The organism is Methylosinus sp. Ce-a6 (assembly GCF_009811655.1).
Classification (GTDB): Bacteria; Pseudomonadota; Alphaproteobacteria; order Rhizobiales; family Beijerinckiaceae; genus Methylosinus.
Window position 1 is genome coordinate 28487 of the sequence record NZ_BGJX01000018.1, and the last position, 15822, is coordinate 44308.

The window sequence follows — 15822 nt, forward strand, 5'->3', positions numbered from 1 at the left end:
GCGATGCGGCGGCTCGGCTTTCCGGGACGGTCGATCGCGGCGCGGCTGTTCTTCGCCGCCGCGGCGCTGAGCTCCGTCGTGCTGATGATCGCCGGTCTCGCCCTCACCGAATATTACCGCCGGACCGCGGAGGATGTCTTCGAGCAGCGGCTCGGCGTCTATCTGCGCGCCATTGTCGCAGACGTCTCCGAATCGGGCGAGGACGGCCGCAGCGGGCCGGGGCAGCTCGGCGACCCGCAATTCGAGCTCGCGCGCTCCGGCTGGTATTGGCAGATCACCCGTCTCGACAATGAGGCGCATGAGATCAAAGCCTCGCGCTCGCTCTTCGCCGCGCGCCTGCCCAAGCTCTCGGACCTCCATGTGCCGGCGGAGACCGGAGGCGTGCGGCGCGGCGACGCTCTCGGGCCGGACGGGCGCTGGCTGCGCATCGTCGAGCGCGTCATCGATGTCGGCGACATCGGCGTCTATCTCGTGCAGGTCGCCGCGACGACCGAGGAGACGGAGCATCAGATCGCGCGATTTCGCTGGTCGCTGACGGTCGCCTTCTCGCTGCTCGCCATAGCGCTCGCGCTCGCCACCGCCGTGCAGGTGAGCGTCGGCCTGCGGCCCCTGCGGCTGCTGCAGCGGGAGTTGTCGCTCATTCGCCGCGGCGAGCGCGGACGCATAGAGAGCGCCTACCCGTCCGACGTGGCGCCGCTCGCCGAGGAGCTCAATCTGATGATCTCCGCCAATCGCGATATCGTCGAACGCTCGCGCACGCAGGTCGGCAATCTCGCCCATGCGTTGAAGACGCCGCTCAGCGTCATCGTCAATGAGGCGGACGCCGCGCCCTCGCCGCTCGCCGCCAAGGTGAGCGAGCAGGCGACGCTGATGCGCGATCAGATTTCCTTTTATCTCGACCGGGCGCGGGCGGCGGCGCGCGCCGGCGCGATCGGCGCGACGACGGAGGTCGCGCCCGTCGTGGCGGCGCTTCTGCGCACTTTCGGCAAAATCTACGGCGAGCGCAAAGTCGTCTTCTCCGGCGAGGCGGCGGCGGAGCTGCGCTTTCTCGGCGAGCGTCAGGATTTGGAGGAGATCGTCGGCAATCTGCTCGACAACGCCGGGAAATGGGCGGCGAGCGAGGTGCGTCTTTCCGTGACGCTGGAGAGCGCCGCGGCCGGGCGCAGCCAGCTCGTCTTCACCATAGACGACGATGGTCCGGGCCTCGCGCCGGAGTTTCGCGCGCAGGCGACGCGCCGCGGCCAGCGTCTCGACGAGACGAAGCCGGGAACGGGGCTCGGCCTGTCGATCGTCGCGCATCTTGCCGCCGATTACGGCGGCGCGCTCGCCCTCGGCGACAGCCCGCTCGGCGGGTTGCGCGCGCAGGCGCGTCTGCCCGGCCTTTGACAGGGCGAAAGCCTTCCGGCAAGAGAAGAGACGATTGCGCCAGCGGAGAGAGCTCATGTCGGCACGGGCAAGTTCGGCGATCGTCAGAATTGCAACGGCGGCAGGCGTGTCCTGCGCCGCGCTCGCTCTCTCCGGCTGCAATTCCGCTGCGCCTTCCGCTCCGACCGCGGCCGTCGTCGCCGCGCCCGAGCCGCCGGCGCCGGGCGTCGTCGGCGCGGCGATCGGCCGCGAGCTCGACGCGGCGGATCGCGTGACGGCCGTCGCCGCGCAGCAGGAGGCGGTCGCCTCCGGCCAGCGCAAGAGCTGGCGCGGCGCTCACGGCGCCTATGGTTTCATAGAGCCGGGACCGGAGGCCGGTCTCGGCGGCTGCCGGGATTATACGCATAAGATTTTCATCGACGGACGGCCGCAGCAGGCGAAGGGCCAGGGCTGCAAGAAGCCCGACGGCGGCTGGCGCGTGACGAGCTGAGCTGGTGCGGACGGCGGGGATCGAACCCGCATGGGCATGGCCCGAGGGATTTTAAGTCCCTTGCGTCTACCGGTTCCGCCACGTCCGCCCTTGTGGATCGGCCGATGCGCTGAGCGCTCCGTTTCACGGCCTTCGCCACGTCTCGCGAGCCCTGATAGCGCAACGCGCCGAAGCCGGCAAACCGCTCGCCCCCGCAACTTCGCGTTAACCATGGGGCGGATAGGTCTCGGCGGCGCGCCTCGATGATCGCAGCCGCTGATCGGGCGCGAATCGCTGGGGAGTCGAATGCCCATTTCGCTCGATCTCGTCTCGCGGCGCGACAGCGGCGCAGTCCGCGAACCGAGCGGCGACGACAAGCCCGAGGCGCGCTCTTCGCCGCTCGCCTTTCGCGTCCTCGCGCCGCTTTCGGCCTGCGCGGCGATCTTCCTCCTGCTGCGCCCCTATTACGGACTCGACCATGACGCGGTGATCTATATGGGCCGCGGCCTCGCCGATCTCGATCCGGAGGGCGTCGGCCGCGACATCATGTTCCGCTTCGACGGCCAATCGAGATTCAGCGTCTTCTCTCGGCTCGTCGACGGCCTCATTCCGCTGCTCGGAGTGGCGGGAGCGGCGAAAGCGCTCGCTCTCGCCGGCTGCGTGCTCTGGTTCGCGGCGATGGCCGCGCTCGCGTCGCGGCTCGCGCGCGGCGCCCATGTCTTCGCGCTGCTGCTGCTCGTCGCCTGTTTCGACGGTTCCTATGGCGGGTTCGGCGTCTTTCACATCGCCGAGCCCTTCGCGACGCCGAGACCCTTCGCCGAGGCCTTCGCGCTCGCCGCTCTGGCGGCGCTGCTCGCGGAGCGCCGAGGCGCGGCCCTTCTCTGCCTCGCCGTCGCCACGGCGTTCCATCCGATCATCGCCGCGCCCGCTTGTCTCGTCGCTCTCCTCTATGAGGGGCTGATAGACCGGCGCATCCTCATCGCCGCGCTCGTCGGCGCGGCGGCTCTCCTCGTCGCGTCGCTCGCCGGCGCGCCGCTGCTCGATCGGCTGACGACGCGTATCGACGCGCAATGGGCGGAGATCATCGCGGCGCGGAGCGACTATGTTTTCCTCTCCTATTGGCCAGCGGGCGCATGGACCGCGATCATGCGGCAGGCGAGCACGCTGCTGCTGGCGGCGAGCCTCGCGCCGGCGCCTGTGCGGCGTCTGCTCTTCTGTGTCCTCGCGGCGGCCGGCCTCGGCCTGACGGCGAGCTGTCTGCTCGGCGATCTCTTCATGAGCGAGCTCGCCGCGCAGGCGCAGAGCTGGCGCGCGCTCTGGCTCGCCTCCGCCTTTGCGCCGCTGGCGCTGGGTCTCGCCGCGCCGGTCCTGTGGCGCGAGGGCGCGCAGGGCCGCATCGTTCTCACGCTTCTCGTGACGAGCTGGATCCTGCAGGCGGAGCCGGAGAGCGCCTTGCTCGCTATCGTCGCCGTGCTCGCCTGGCGGAGCCGGGAGCGCTGGCGCGGCATGTCTTTCGCGACGCTCGAGCAGGCCTCTATGGCTATTTGCGGTCTCTGCGCGATTGCCGTGCTCGGCGTGGCGCTATGGTTCGCGCGCGAATACGCCCGCACGGCGCCGAGCGACGGTCCGGTCTTGTCCTCCGTGCTGCGCGCGGCCGAGCCGGCCTATGTCCCGCTTCTCTTCGTCGCGCTCGCCATGCTGGTCGCGCAATGGCGGCCGCGTCCGCTCCTCGTCGCCTGCGCGACGGCGGTCGCCCCGCCGCTCGCGGCTTTCTGCTGGACATATGAGCCTTTCCCGGCGCGCTCGGCGGATGTCCGCTCGCCGGCGCTGGCGAAGATCGTCGCGCCCCATGCGGGCGAAATTCTCTGGCTGAACGAGAAGCTGGCGCCTTGGCTGTGGCTCGGCCGCGCCAATTGGGCGTCGCGTGTGCAGGGATCTGGAGTCATATTCTCGCGGGATCTGGCGCTGGTCTGGTGGGAGCGAATGGGATTTTTGCGCGATCTCGGATGGGTCGCCGACGCCGCTTTGACGCCGCACCGCGGCGACGACATCGATTTTCCACCATTCACGCGGGGCGCGTTGGAGAGATTGTGCGGGCGCGCCGACGCGCCGGCCTTTGTCGTCGGGGCGATCGAATCGCCGAGCGCTCTGGCCGCGGGGCTCGAGGCGCGGCTGTGGCGCGGCCCCTTGCGCTATTCGCTGCATCTCTCCGGCGGCGCGCCGCAATGGACGCCGATCGAGCATTACGCGATCTTCGATTGCGCGGCCTATCGGCCGGCCGAATAGGCCGGATCAGAACGATCCTTTGGCGATCGGCGCCTGAAAGGTGAGGCCGGTGTCCCAGGGGAAATAGATCCAAGTGTCCTGCGAGACCTCGGTGACGAAAGTGTCGACCAGCGGCCGGCCCTGCGGCTTGGCGTAGACGGTCGCGAAATGCGCCTTCGGCAGAAAGGCGCGCACGACCTTCGCCGTCGCGCCCGTGTCGACGAGATCGTCGACGATGAGCACCTCCTCGCTCGGCCGCGCGAGAATGGTCTCCGAAAGCGGCTTCAGCAGATGGACCTCGCCGCGCTGCGTCTCTTCCTGGTAGCTCGCCACGCCGATCGTATCGATGACGCGAATGCCGAGCTCGCGCGCGACAATGCCTGCCGGCACCAGCCCGCCGCGCGTCACCGCGACAATGGCCGAGAAGCCGCCGACCGCCGAGAGCCGCCAGGCGAGCGCGCGCGCGTCGCGGTGGAAGGCGTCCCAGGACACGGGAAATGCTTTGTCCTCCATTGGGTCTCCTCGGCTCGTCAGAGCGGCGTTCCATTGGCGGAAAGATGCGCGATCAGCGCGCGCACTTTCTCCGCGGCCTTCTCGAGCTCGGCCCCGTCGCGGCTCCTCAGCACGATCTGATTGCGCACGCCGGCGCTGGAGAAGGAGGGATAGGAGCCGACCGTCACGCGCGCGTGCTCCCCGGCGATGCGCTCGAGATCGGCGGCGTAGCGACCTTCCGGAATGTTATGCGCGTCGACGGTCGCGACCTGCACCTTCACGCCCTTGACGATGCGTCCGGCGGCGGCGTCCAGCATGGCTTGCATGATGATCGGCACGCCGGCCATGACGATCACATTGCCGATCATGAAGCCCGGCGCTTTGGAGATGGCGTTTTCGATCAGCTCGGCGCCCTCTGGGATGCGGGCCATGCGCCGGCGGGCGGGATTGAGATCCTGCGGGGCGATGCGCTCGAGCAGCATGGCGATGGCGCGCTCGTCCTCGGCGATCGGCGCGCCGAAGGCCTTGGCCACCGCGTCGGCGGTGATGTCGTCATGGGTGGGGCCGATGCCGCCCGTGGTGAAGACGTAGCTGTAACGCGTCCTGAGCGCGTTCAGCGCGGCGACGATCTCCTCCTCGACATCCGGCACGACGCGGACCTCGCGCAGGTCGATCCCCAATTCGCCGAGATATTTGGCGATATAATTGGTATTGAGATCCTGCGTGCGGCCGGACAGGATCTCGTCGCCGATCACGAGCACGGCGGCGGTAACTATGTCTTCGCGCGCCATCGCGCCGCTCCCCAAAAGGCCAGTCTCGCCGAGACTCTATGCCACGGCCGCCGCCTAGGCCAGCCTCCGGGCCCTCGCAGGCCCGGGCCGCATCTTGCTTTGCGGCGCCAATTTCTTAATTTATAAGCCAAAGCCGGCGACACCAAGCAGAGAGCACAGCATGACATTCGTCGAGTCCCACCTCGCGGGCTCAGGGCGCAAGAGCGGCCAGATCAAGCTCCACGGACCCGAGGATTTCGAAGGGATGCGTCGCGCCGGCCGGCTGACCGCCGAGGCGCTGGACATGCTCGTGCCGCATGTGAAGCCCGGCGTCACCACCAAGGCGCTGGACGATCTCGTCTTCGACTTCGCCATTGCGAGCGGCGCCTATCCCGCCCCGCTCGACTATCGCGGCTATCGCAAATCCATCTGCACCTCGATCAATCATGTCGTCTGCCACGGCATTCCGGACGAGAAGCCGCTGCGCGAGGGCGATATCGTCAATGTCGACGTGACCTTCATCGTCGACGGCTGGCACGGCGATTCGAGCCGCATGTTCGCCGTGGGCGAGACGCCGCGCCGCGCCCGGCGCCTGATCGACGTGACCTATGAGAGCCTCATGCGCGCCATCGCCGTGGTGAAGCCCGGCGCGACGACCGGCGACATAGGCGCGGCGATCCAGCGCTTCGCGGAGGCCGAGCGCTGCTCCGTCGTGCGCGATTTCTGCGGCCATGGGCTCGGCCGGCTGTTCCACGACGAGCCCAATATTCTGCATTACGGCGTCGCGGGCCAAGGGGTCGAGCTGCGGCCGGGCATGTTCTTCACCATAGAGCCGATGATCAATCTCGGCCGGCCGCAGGTGAAGATCCTCTCCGACGGCTGGACCGCCGTCACCCGCGACCGCTCGCTCTCGGCTCAGTTCGAGCATTCGCTCGGCGTGACCGAGACCGGCGTCGAAATCTTCACCGCTTCGCCCACCGGGCTCGACAATCCGAACGCGGCCCCGGGCGCCGCGTGAGCGAGCCGCGCGCGCCCCGGCGGCGAGCGGCCGGCGTGAAGGCCGCCGACGGGCTGCGCGAGGAGGCTCCGCATTTCCACGGGCACAGGCAGCGGCTGCGCGACCGTTTTTTGGAGGCGGGCGAGGCCGCCCTCGCCGATTACGAGCTTTTGGAGCTCGTGCTCTACCGGGCCATTCCGCGGCGGGACGTGAAGCCGCTCGCCAAATCGCTGATCGCCCGATTCGGCTCCTATTCCGAGGTCGTCGCCGCGCGGCCGGAGCGGCTGCGCGAGATCGACGGGCTCGGCGAGGCGGCGATCTGCGAGATCAAGCTCGTGGAGGCGGCGGCGCGCCGCCTCGCGCGCGGCAATCTGCAAAAGCGCGCCGTGCTCTCCTCCTTCGTCGATGTGATCGACTATTGCCGCGCGGCTATGGCCTATAGCGATCGCGAGGAGTTCCGCATCCTCTTCCTCGACAAGCGCAACGGACTGATCGCGGACGAGGTTCAGGGCGTCGGCACAGTGGACCACACGCCCGTCTATCCGCGCGAGGTGGTGCGCCGCGCCCTGGAATTGGGCTCATCGGCGCTGATCTTGGCGCATAATCACCCTTCCGGCGATCCGACGCCTTCGACCGCGGATATCCGCATGACGCTGGACATTATCGCCATCGCGCAGCCCTTCGGCATCGCCGTGCACGATCATCTGATCGTCGGGCGCAATGGGCATTCGAGCTTGAAGGGGCTGAAGTTCATTTGAGGACGCGCCGTAGCGCGCGGCGCAGCTCGGCCTTTGAGTTTTCCCGTCGCCAGGGCCATGCGGGAGGACGAACGATCGTCGACGGGACTTGCGTGAAAAAGGCAGATGGAAAAATCTTCGAACGCCTATTAGATAGGCCTTGTGATATCGCGGCGTAAGCTGGCGATGTTTAGTCGCCGTTCAGCAGGATCCGCGTAGAACACATGGCTATTGAGCGCGTCGCCAATGACAGAGCCGCCGGTGGGCAGAAGCTTGACAAGGGCGGCCAAATCAGCCGACTGTTTCAGTTCTTCTCTCTGATCCGCTGTCTAGGGCGGGGCCATGATGGAGCTTCAGCCATGAGCGGACAGCTCTTCAAGCGGAACCATGCAAACTCGTCGGCCTTTTTGCGTGGGGTCATCGACGGGGTGACGTCTCCGTTGAGGGTTTTTCCAACCCATAATACTGTCGATTTGCTGCACAGCAAAACGGGCGTAGGGAAGTCGTTCCGCTCTGTCGGCGTGACGCTGAATCGCGGTGTCCAACAGCTGATGCAAGAGCAAAATGGCAGACGACAGAAGTGAAAATCGGATGCCCGGCGACATCTCTGCGAATGAAATTGTCCCTGTAATCGAAAGAAAAATAGAGGGAGAGCTCCCGCCGGAATTCCTGGAGCTCCCTGCCGACGTACAGCGCGCGGTTTTATCGAAGGTCGGAGGCGCAACGCTCAGCATAACTCACTCCAGCTGGGACGGCGACTATCCGCCTCCTTCTATAATCGAGGGATATGAGAGCGTTCAAAAAGGTTTGGCGGATAGAATATTCAAGATGGCGGAAGCGGATCTCGCGCATGGGCATTTCATGGAACGGCGCGTTGCGGATTATGTGACGAGAGGGCAGTTCTACGGGTTCATGCTCGCGACCGTCTCCATTATCGGAAGCGTTTTACTTATCTATAACGATAAACAAATTGCCGGCAGCGCGCTCGGAGCCGCAGTAATCATACCGCTGGTCACTCTGTTCGTCAGGGGGCAAATAACCATGGGGAACCCCCTCCAAAATCAGAACGTGGAGCTTGAAAGCACGGACGCATCTGCAAGAAAAGAGGGCCAGAACAATAAACGCAAGGCCGGAAAAATCGGCGGCGGGAAATCGGGCCGTTGACCTCCGCTTGACCGCCAGAGCGCGCGAGGGATCAGCGTCACGGCGGCGGGCTGCGATTGCAGAGCCATAAAGGCGCGGCCGGCGCTCCAAACGCATGGTGCGCCAAGGCGGCCCGGGTCGTGACTGCGCCATCACTATCCCCCCGAGACAGCATAAGAGGTCCGTTGTCTTTCTTCGCCGCCACGCCGCTCATCATCGCCACGGCTCTGTTCATGGAGAATCTCGACGGCACGGTGCTGGCCACGGCGCTGCCGGCCATGGCCGCCGATCTGCACGAGGACCCGGTGGCGCTGAAGCTCGCGCTCACCTCCTATCTGCTGTCGCTCGCCGTCTTTATTCCGCTCTCCGGCTGGGTCGCTGATCGCTATGGCGCGCGGCGGGTGTTTCGCGCCGCGATCCTCGTCTTCACCTTCGGCTCTATTCTCTGCGGCTTCTCCACCTCGCTCGCCGGCGTCGTCTCATCGCGAATCGTGCAGGGGCTCGGCGGGGCGATGATGACGCCGGTGGGGCGGCTGGTGCTGCTGCGGGTCGCTCCGCGTCACGAGCTCGTGCGCGCGCTCGCCTATCTCACCATTCCGGCGCTGATCGGCCCCGTGGTCGGGCCGCCGCTCGGCGGCTTCATCGCAACCTATTTCCATTGGCGCTACATCTTCTGGATCAATGTGCCGATCGGCTTGCTCGGGGTCGCGCTCGTTCCCCGCTATATTCCCGATCTGCGCGAGGAGCGCGTTCCGCCGCTCGATGTGACGGGCTTTCTTCTCTCGGGAGCGGGACTCTCCGCGCTCGTCCTCGGGCTCGGCGTCATCGGCCAGGGCATAGTCCCCGTCCCGGTCGCGGCGGGGCTCGCGGCGGGCGGCGCGGCCGCGCTTTTCCTCTATGTGCGCCACGCGCGGCGGACGCCGCATCCGATCATCGATCTCGATCTCTTGCGCGTGCCGACCTTTCACGCCGCCGTTGTCGGCGGTTTCCTGTTCCGCATGGGGCTCGGCGCAGTACCCTTCCTGCTGCCGCTGATGCTGCAGACCGGCTTCGGCCTCACGGCCTTTCAATCGGGATCGCTGACCTTCATCGCCGCCATCGGCGCCATAGCCATGAAAACCACGGCGCAGCCCATTCTGGGGCGTTTCGGATTTAGGCGCGTGCTGATCGTCAATGCGCTGATCTCGACGGCGTTCTTCTGCTTCAACGCGTTATTTTCGCCACAGACGCCGCATTGGATCATCATGGGCGTGCTGCTCGTCGGCGGCTTCTTCCGCTCGCTGCAATTCACGGCGCTGAACGCGATCGGCTATGCCGATATCGACCGTCAGGCGATGAGCCGGGCGACGAGCTTGGCCTCGGCGGGGCAGCAATTGTCGCTGTCGGCGGGCGTGTCGCTGGGCGCCGCCGCGCTCGAGACGGCGCGCGCGCTGCATAGCGGCGGCGCCTTGCGGCTCGCGGATTTCGACGCGGCCTTCCTCGCCGTCGCGGCGGTCTCGGCCTCTTCGGCGCTGATCTTCCGCGGGCTCGCGCCGATGGCGGGCGCGGGGCTCACGGGAAAAGCGGCGGCGGCGGCCGACGGATCGGCCTGAGTAGACTTTTTTCGAAATCCGGCTCAGCCGCCGCGAAAGCCCGTCGCCAGCACATAGAGCTCGGCCGAATCGGAGCGGCTCGCGGCGGGCTTCACATGGCGCACTTGCGCGAAGTCGCGCTTCAGCGCCGCGAGCAACTGGCCCTCCGTGCCGCCCTGCAGCACTTTGGCGACGAAAAAGCCGCCCGGCGCCAGCACGTCCCGAGCGAAATCGGCGGCGAGCTCGGCCAGCGCGACGATCTTCAAATGGTCGGTCTGCTTATGGCCGGTGGCGTTGGCCGCCATATCGGACATCACGCCGTCGGCCTCGCCGCCGAGCATGGCTTTGATCCGCTCCGGCGCGGTCTCGTCGTTGAAGTCCATGACCGTGAATTCGACGCCGGGAAGAGGCTCCATCTCGAGGAGATCTATGCCGACGACCTTGCCCTTGCCCTCGGCCGATTTCACGCGCCGCGCCGCGATCTGCGACCAGCCGCCGGGCGCGGCGCCGAGATCGACGATGCGTTTTCCGGGGGCGAAGAGCTTGTAGCGCTCGTCCATCTCGAGCAGCTTATAGGCCGCGCGCGAGCGATAGCCGTCGCGCTTGGCCATGGCGACATAAGGGTCATTGAGCTGGCGCTCGAGCCAGAGCGTCGAGGACAGCGACCGCTTCCTCGCCGTCTTCACGCGCGTCTTCAGCGAGCGGCCGCCTTCGCGCCCCGATGCGCCTGCCTTCGTCATGCGAGCACGGCCTCGCGCGGCGTGAAGGTCCCATCGACCGCGGGCTCCATCGCGATGTGGCGGCGGTGGAAGGCGTAGAGGCTGGAGCGATGGCCGATGGAGACGATGGTCGTCTGCGGCAGGCGCTCTTTCAGCATGGAGTAGATCTCGCTCTCGAGCTTCTCGTCGAGCGCCGAGGTCGCCTCGTCGAGGAAGAGCCAGTCCGGCTTGGCGAGCAGCGCCCGCGCGATGGCGACGCGCTGCTGCTCGCCGCCGGAGAGGCGTTGGCCCCAATTGCTCTCCACCTCGAGGCTGGCGACGAAGTCCGGCAGGCGCGCGGTCTCCAGCGCAGCGGCGATGTCATGGCGCGAATAGGCTTCGGGCTCGGCGGGGTAGGCGACGGCGCGGGCGAGCGAGCCGATCGGCACATAGGGCCGCTGCGGCAGCAGCATCACGCGCGCATCGGCGGGAATCTCGATGCGGCCGTCGCAATAGGGCCATATGCCGGCGACGGCGCGGAACAAGGTCGATTTGCCGGAGCCGGAAGGGCCGGTCAGCAGCGCCGATTCGCCGGGCGCGAATTCGAGACGCCTCGCTTCGACGAGGCGGCGGCCGTCCGGCAGAGTGAGCGTCACGTCGAGCTTTATGTCGCGCGTCTGGGCGGGGCGAGTCGGCGTCGCGGCCCGGAGCTCGTCGGCGCGATCGGCGGCCGCGTCGAAAGAGGCGAGACGGTCGAGCACGGCTCGGAAGTCGGAGAGCGTGACATAGTAGTCGATAAAGAATGCGAGCGCGCTTTCGACGCTTCCGAAGGCGTCGGCGGCTTGGCGCATCACGCCGAGCTTGATCGTGCCGGCGAAGAAGAATGGCGCGGTCAGCACGAAGGGAATGATGATCGACAATTGGCCGTAAGTGGCCGTGAAGGAGACGAGCTTCTTGCGGCGGTCGATGATGGCGAGATAGTTGGAGACGATCGCGCCGAAGCGCTGAGCGAGGGTCGCGCGCTCCGCATTCTCGCCGCCGAGCAGCGCGATCTGCTCGCCATATTCGCGCAGGCGCGCCAGCGAGAAGCGGAAATCGGCCTCGCGGCGCTGCTTCTCGAAAAGCAGAGTGGTGAGCGGCCAGCCGATCAGATGCGTCGTCACCGTGCCGAATGTCGCATAGATGAGCGCCGCCCAGAACAGAAACCCCGGGATGGCGATGTCGCCGAAGGTGAATGAGCTGGAAATGTCCCAAAGGACGATCGAATAGGAGACGAGAGAGCTGACTTTGGAGATCAGCAGGATCGAATAGGAGTAGATTCCATAGCCGGAATCGCCGCCGTCGATGAAGCGGTTGACGTCCTCGGCGATGCGCTGGTCGGGGTTGTCCGTCGCCCCGCCGGCGAGCGCCATGGCGTAATGGCGGCGTCCGCCCAGCCAGCGCGTGACATAGTGCAGCGTCAGCCATTTGCGCCATCGGATGATGAGCGTCGACTGCACGACATATTCGACGACGGCGGAGAGAATGGCGACGAAGGCCCAGGGCGTGAAGCCATAGAGGAACAGCCGCCAGAACTCGCTCGCGTTCATCTCCTGAAGCGCCGTGTAGTAGTCGCGGCGGATGAAGGAGAGGCGCACGCCGATGGCGACCTGCGCCTGATTGATGAGCACCAGCGCCACGATCATCGCGACGGCGATCCATGTCTCGCGCGTCGCGAGGAGCGGACGGCCGCGGAGAACGACCTCGCCCCTTTCCCGCGAATCGAAATAGAGGTCGGCGATGCGCGTCATCTCGCGCACGACCGGGACATGGGAGAGGGCGAAAACGACGATCGAGAAGACGGCGACGGTGAGCGACAGGCTCTCCGGCAGCGCATAATCGGCGAGGGAGGCGGGCCACAGCCCTTCGACCTCGAGCAGGCGCGCGGCGCCGAAGACGATCGTCTCCACCGAGAAGACGGAGACGAAGATTTTGAGGAAGCTCGAGATGGCTGCGCTGCGCCAGGTGGTGAAGGCGCAGAGTCCCGCGCCCGCGGCGAGGAGGAAGAGACCGGCGTCGCCGAGATGAACGCCCGCTGCGAGCGATAGCGCCGCGAAGACGGCGACGGCCGCGCCGAGTGCCTGCATGTCTCAATTCCTCTCAATCATCGCGCCGCATGCGCGTGGAGCGTCGCTTCGCTGCGCACTAATCTCGAGATTGCGCCAATGGCGTGGCGTGTCGGCCCGCGCTCCGCCCTGCGATAGCGCGCTTTTGGCGGGAAGGGCAAATCGGAGCCGCCGCGGCGCCCCTTCGCCCGGGAAGGATTTGCTCGATCTGCGCCGAAGCCCGCGTCGACGGACGCGAGCGTCGCCTCGCGCGGAGGAAATCCTGCGCTTCGCGCCGCGCAGAAAAAATTCGCCGTTTTCGGCCTCCGGGGCGGTGGGAAGGAGCCGCGTTCTTGACTTCCCGCGCCGTTACGGCCAGTTTCCGCCGCCGTTTCGCTAGGCTCCCGAGCCGCAATCCCGTGTCGTCCGCCGCATGCGTTCCTATCTCGACTTCGAAAAGCCCGTCGCCGAATTGGAGACCAAGGTGGAGGAGCTGCGCGCGCTGGCGTCCAAGGGCGACGGCGTGTCCATCGCCGACGAGCTGACCAAGCTCGAGGCCAAGGCGCACAAGGCGCTCGCCGATCTCTACGCCAGCCTCACCCCGACGCAGAAAATCCAGGTCGCGCGCCATGCGCAGCGGCCGCATTTCTCCGATTATGTGCGGCTTTTGTTCAGCGAGTTCACGCCGCTCGCGGGCGACCGCGTCTTCGGCGAGGACGCCGCCATCGTCGGCGGCTTCGCGCGCTTTCGCGGCGAGCCGGTCTGCCTCATCGGCCAGGAGAAGGGCTCCGACACGGAGAGCCGGCTCGAGCATAATTTCGGCATGGCGCGGCCGGAGGGCTATCGCAAGGCCGCCCGGCTGATGGAGCTCGCCGATCGATTCGGCCTGCCGGTCATCTCGCTCGTCGACACTTTCGGCGCCTTTCCGGGCATAGACGCCGAGCAGCGCGGCCAGGCCGAGGCGATCGCCCGCTCCATCGACGTGTCGCTGTCGCTCGGCGTGCCCAATGTCGCCGTGGTGGTGGGCGAGGGCGGCTCCGGCGGCGCCATAGCCATCGCCAGCTGCAATAAGGTGCTGATGCTCGAGCATGCGGTCTACACGGTCGCTTCGCCCGAGGCTTCCGCTTCTATTCTGTGGCGCGACGCCTCCAAGGCGCAGGACGCCGCCACCAGCATGAAGATCACCGCCCAGGATCTGCTGAAATTCGGCATCATCGACGTCATCGTCGCCGAGCCGCCGGGCGGCGCGCATCGCGATCCCGAGACGGCCGTCGCCGCCGTCGGCGAGGGAATAGACGACGCGCTGGCCGGCCTCGCCAATCTCTCCCGCGCGCAGATCGTCGAGGCGCGGGCGGAGCGTTTTCTCTCCGTCGGGCGCAAGGTCTAGAGCGTTTCCAGCCGAACCACACGCCGGTTCGGCGTCGGAAGCGCGTGAAAACAAAGACGGATGGAGGCTTTTTGCAGAATTCCTCCAGCGAAAATCGCAGGCGGCCCGATCTCCTCGCGTGAACGAGCGATTAACCTTCTGGAGAATTCGCGCCCTCATCCGGGCGATGACGGCCACGCTCTGGCCTTGATCTTCCGCTTGCGTTAGAAGGACGTTGGCAATTCGGCGTCTATCGTCGTGCTAGGATCTGCCGGCGCGATTCGCGCCCGCGGGCGGGGACCAAAGAAAAGCGGGGCGAGAATGACTCTCATCCGAAAAGCCGGGCGTCGCGCCCATTTGGGCCTCGCCGGAGCGGCCGCTCTCGCGCTCTCCGCCTGCAATGATCTCGGCTCCGGCTCCCAGCGCTCGCTCGCGCCCATTCCGCCGGAGACGCTGGCGCTGATGGAGCAGGTCGGCGTCGCCAAGGAATCGCCGACCCTCATCCGCGCCTATAAGAAAGAGGCGGAGCTTCAAATCTGGAAGCAGCGGCCCGACGGCCGCTACGCTTTCGTCAAGACCTTCCCCATGTGCCGCTGGTCCGGCCAGCTCGGGCCCAAGGTCCGGGAGGGCGACCGCCAGGCGCCGGAGGGGTTCTATTCCATCACCCCCGGCCAGATGAATCCGAACTCCGCCTATTACCTCTCCTTCAACGTCGGCTATCCCAACGCCTATGACCGCGCCTTCGGTCACGGCGGCGGCTCCATAATGGTTCACGGCGCCTGCTCGTCGGCCGGCTGCTTCTCGATGACGGATCGGCAGATCGCAGAAATCTACGCCATTCTGCGGACGTCGTTCAACAATGGCCAGCGCGCGATCCAGATGCAGTCCTATCCGTTCAAGATGACGGCGGAAAATCTGGCCAAACACCGGCTGGACCCGAATATCGGCTTCTGGAAGCAGCTGAAGGAAGGCTCCGATCATTTCGAGATCGCCGGCAGGGAGCCGACGGTCGGCGTCTGCGGGCGGCGCTATGTGTTCGACGCCGCCGCGGCCAATGGCCAGCCGCTCGACGCTTCCGCGGCCTGCCCGCCGCTCACGCGCAATGCGGAGCTCGAGGTCCAGGTCGCGCAAAAGGCGGCCGCCGACGAGGCGAAAGTGGCGGAGCTGGCGGCGGCGGGCGTGAAGCCGGTGCGCCTGGTCTATCAGGACGGCGGCCAGCATCCCGATTTCTACGCCCGCGTCGCCGAGGTGAGCCGGCCGGAAGCGTTGGTCGCGCCGATCGAGATCGCCCTCGACGAGAAGACCCGCGGCGGGAAGTCCCGTTCGCCGGTCGTCGCCATGGCTGCCGCCAAGCTCGCCGCCAAGGCCGAGAAAGAGACCGAGACCAAGGTCGCGACGACGCAGCGCGTCCCGCCCGTGACGCCGGTCGAGCCCGCGCTCGTCGAGCCGGCCAAGCTCGGCGCCTTCGCCAGCGCGACCGATTCGATCGGCGGGCTGCTCGGCTTTTCCAAGGAGCCGCCGGCCGCGCCGACGTCGCAGAGCGAAGCCGCCGCGCCGGCCGCCAAAGCGGAGCCGGCGAAGACGGAGGTTCCCAAGGCGCAGAAGGCCGGGCCCGTCAAATCCGCCGCGATCAAATCCGCTCCGAACGCGGCGCGCCAATCCGCGGCGTCTCAAACGCCGACATCCCCGCCGCCGCAGCGCGCCGCCGATCCGGCGAAAAAGCCGCAGGCCTCTCTCGACGGCGAGCGTCACGCCAAGGTCGCTCAGGTCGCCGCCGGCGCGCCGGCGTTGCGGGAAGCCTTGCCGCCGCCCTCCGCTCGCCCCTGAGGCGAAGGTCCCCAATTCGGGGTGGAAAGATCCGCCGA

Annotated in this window: 14 protein-coding genes and 1 tRNA gene; 10 read left to right on the plus strand and 5 right to left on the minus strand. The window is 67.0% G+C overall.

Features of this window, described 5'->3' with window-relative positions; translation table 11 throughout:
* Nucleotides 1–3 precede the first annotated feature (3 nt).
* Together Mspo_RS12460 and Mspo_RS12465 are read left to right on the plus strand one after the other, a co-directional pair.
* The gene (locus Mspo_RS12460; protein WP_159730196.1) at nucleotides 4–1386 is read left to right on the plus strand and encodes a sensor histidine kinase; all 1383 of its coding nucleotides are present in this window, start codon (nucleotides 4–6) and stop codon (nucleotides 1384–1386) included.
* Between the two features lie 55 nt (nucleotides 1387–1441).
* Nucleotides 1442–1855 carry a hypothetical protein gene (locus Mspo_RS12465; protein ID WP_159730197.1) on the plus strand — a complete coding sequence of 138 codons (414 nt, stop codon included), beginning with the start codon at nucleotides 1442–1444 and terminating at the stop codon, nucleotides 1853–1855.
* Between the two features lie 2 nt (nucleotides 1856–1857).
* On the opposite strand, the gene Mspo_RS12470 is transcribed toward Mspo_RS12465, so the two are convergent.
* Nucleotides 1858–1943: transfer RNA gene (locus tag Mspo_RS12470), tRNA-Leu, on the minus strand.
* A gap of 197 nt (nucleotides 1944–2140) precedes the next feature.
* On the opposite strand from Mspo_RS12470, the gene Mspo_RS12475 reads away from it, so the two are divergent.
* On the plus strand, nucleotides 2141–4120 hold the full coding sequence (locus tag Mspo_RS12475; RefSeq protein WP_159730198.1) for a hypothetical protein: 1980 nt from the start codon (nucleotides 2141–2143) through the stop codon (nucleotides 4118–4120).
* 6 nt (nucleotides 4121–4126) lie between these two features.
* Here the strand turns inward: Mspo_RS12475 and gpt are convergent, their stop codons facing one another.
* Together gpt and Mspo_RS12485 are read right to left on the minus strand one after the other, a co-directional pair.
* A complete protein-coding gene (gpt, locus tag Mspo_RS12480) occupies nucleotides 4127–4612 on the minus strand; it encodes a xanthine phosphoribosyltransferase (RefSeq protein WP_159730199.1) in 486 nt (161 codons plus the stop codon).
* Nucleotides 4613–4629: 17 nt separating this feature from the next.
* Nucleotides 4630–5382, minus strand: coding sequence for a molybdopterin-binding protein (locus Mspo_RS12485; RefSeq protein WP_159730201.1), 753 nt, complete (start codon nucleotides 5380–5382; stop codon nucleotides 4630–4632).
* Between the two features lie 160 nt (nucleotides 5383–5542).
* On the opposite strand from Mspo_RS12485, the gene map reads away from it, so the two are divergent.
* The 5 genes from map (at nucleotide 5543) to Mspo_RS12510 (ending at nucleotide 9830) form a co-directional block, all read left to right on the plus strand.
* Nucleotides 5543–6379, plus strand: a complete 837-nt coding sequence (gene map, locus Mspo_RS12490; RefSeq protein ID WP_159730203.1) for a type I methionyl aminopeptidase — start codon at nucleotides 5543–5545, stop codon at nucleotides 6377–6379.
* 35 nt (nucleotides 6380–6414) lie between these two features.
* Nucleotides 6415–7116, plus strand: coding sequence for a DNA repair protein RadC (gene radC, locus Mspo_RS12495; protein ID WP_244613422.1), 702 nt, complete (start codon nucleotides 6415–6417; stop codon nucleotides 7114–7116).
* Nucleotides 7117–7319: 203 nt separating this feature from the next.
* Complete coding sequence (locus Mspo_RS12500) at nucleotides 7320–7679, plus strand: hypothetical protein (protein ID WP_159730207.1); 360 nt, start codon at nucleotides 7320–7322, stop codon at nucleotides 7677–7679.
* Entirely contained in the window at nucleotides 7660–8259 is a 600-nt protein-coding gene (locus Mspo_RS12505) for a DUF2335 domain-containing protein (RefSeq protein WP_159730209.1), read from the plus strand. The genes Mspo_RS12500 and Mspo_RS12505 overlap by 20 nt, the downstream gene beginning before the upstream one ends.
* A 164-nt stretch (nucleotides 8260–8423) precedes the next feature.
* The gene (locus Mspo_RS12510) at nucleotides 8424–9830 is read left to right on the plus strand and encodes an MDR family MFS transporter (protein ID WP_159730211.1); all 1407 of its coding nucleotides are present in this window, start codon (nucleotides 8424–8426) and stop codon (nucleotides 9828–9830) included.
* Nucleotides 9831–9853: 23 nt separating this feature from the next.
* Here the strand turns inward: Mspo_RS12510 and Mspo_RS12515 are convergent, their stop codons facing one another.
* Together Mspo_RS12515 and Mspo_RS12520 are read right to left on the minus strand one after the other, a co-directional pair.
* A complete protein-coding gene (locus tag Mspo_RS12515; RefSeq protein WP_159730213.1) occupies nucleotides 9854–10549 on the minus strand; it encodes an RlmE family RNA methyltransferase in 696 nt (231 codons plus the stop codon).
* Nucleotides 10546–12633, minus strand: a complete 2088-nt coding sequence (locus Mspo_RS12520) for an ABC transporter ATP-binding protein/permease (RefSeq protein ID WP_159730215.1) — start codon at nucleotides 12631–12633, stop codon at nucleotides 10546–10548. Before Mspo_RS12520 ends, Mspo_RS12515 begins: the two co-directional genes overlap by 4 nt.
* A 391-nt stretch (nucleotides 12634–13024) precedes the next feature.
* On the opposite strand from Mspo_RS12520, the gene Mspo_RS12525 reads away from it, so the two are divergent.
* Both Mspo_RS12525 and Mspo_RS12530 read left to right on the plus strand, forming a co-directional pair.
* Entirely contained in the window at nucleotides 13025–13978 is a 954-nt protein-coding gene (locus tag Mspo_RS12525) for an acetyl-CoA carboxylase carboxyltransferase subunit alpha (RefSeq protein ID WP_159730217.1), read from the plus strand.
* A gap of 300 nt (nucleotides 13979–14278) precedes the next feature.
* Nucleotides 14279–15784, plus strand: coding sequence for a murein L,D-transpeptidase family protein (locus Mspo_RS12530; RefSeq protein ID WP_159730219.1), 1506 nt, complete (start codon nucleotides 14279–14281; stop codon nucleotides 15782–15784).
* Nucleotides 15785–15822 lie beyond the last annotated feature (38 nt).

What these genes read in the sequence shown, in the direction of transcription:
- Mspo_RS12460 (WP_159730196.1), top strand. Translation starts at nt 4, where the DNA reads ATGCGGCGGCTCGGCTTTCCGGGACGGTCGATCGCGGCGCGGCTGTTC.
- Mspo_RS12465 (WP_159730197.1), top strand. Translation starts at nt 1,442, where the DNA reads ATGTCGGCACGGGCAAGTTCGGCGATCGTCAGAATTGCAACGGCGGCA.
- Mspo_RS12475 (WP_159730198.1), top strand. Translation starts at nt 2,141, where the DNA reads ATGCCCATTTCGCTCGATCTCGTCTCGCGGCGCGACAGCGGCGCAGTC.
- gpt (WP_159730199.1), bottom strand. Translation starts at nt 4,612, where the DNA reads ATGGAGGACAAAGCATTTCCCGTGTCCTGGGACGCCTTCCACCGCGAC.
- Mspo_RS12485 (WP_159730201.1), bottom strand. Translation starts at nt 5,382, where the DNA reads ATGGCGCGCGAAGACATAGTTACCGCCGCCGTGCTCGTGATCGGCGAC.
- map (WP_159730203.1), top strand. Translation starts at nt 5,543, where the DNA reads ATGACATTCGTCGAGTCCCACCTCGCGGGCTCAGGGCGCAAGAGCGGC.
- Mspo_RS12500 (WP_159730207.1), top strand. Translation starts at nt 7,320, where the DNA reads ATGGCTATTGAGCGCGTCGCCAATGACAGAGCCGCCGGTGGGCAGAAG.
- Mspo_RS12505 (WP_159730209.1), top strand. Translation starts at nt 7,660, where the DNA reads ATGGCAGACGACAGAAGTGAAAATCGGATGCCCGGCGACATCTCTGCG.
- Mspo_RS12515 (WP_159730213.1), bottom strand. Translation starts at nt 10,549, where the DNA reads ATGACGAAGGCAGGCGCATCGGGGCGCGAAGGCGGCCGCTCGCTGAAG.
- Mspo_RS12520 (WP_159730215.1), bottom strand. Translation starts at nt 12,633, where the DNA reads ATGCAGGCACTCGGCGCGGCCGTCGCCGTCTTCGCGGCGCTATCGCTC.
- Mspo_RS12525 (WP_159730217.1), top strand. Translation starts at nt 13,025, where the DNA reads ATGCGTTCCTATCTCGACTTCGAAAAGCCCGTCGCCGAATTGGAGACC.
- Mspo_RS12530 (WP_159730219.1), top strand. Translation starts at nt 14,279, where the DNA reads ATGACTCTCATCCGAAAAGCCGGGCGTCGCGCCCATTTGGGCCTCGCC.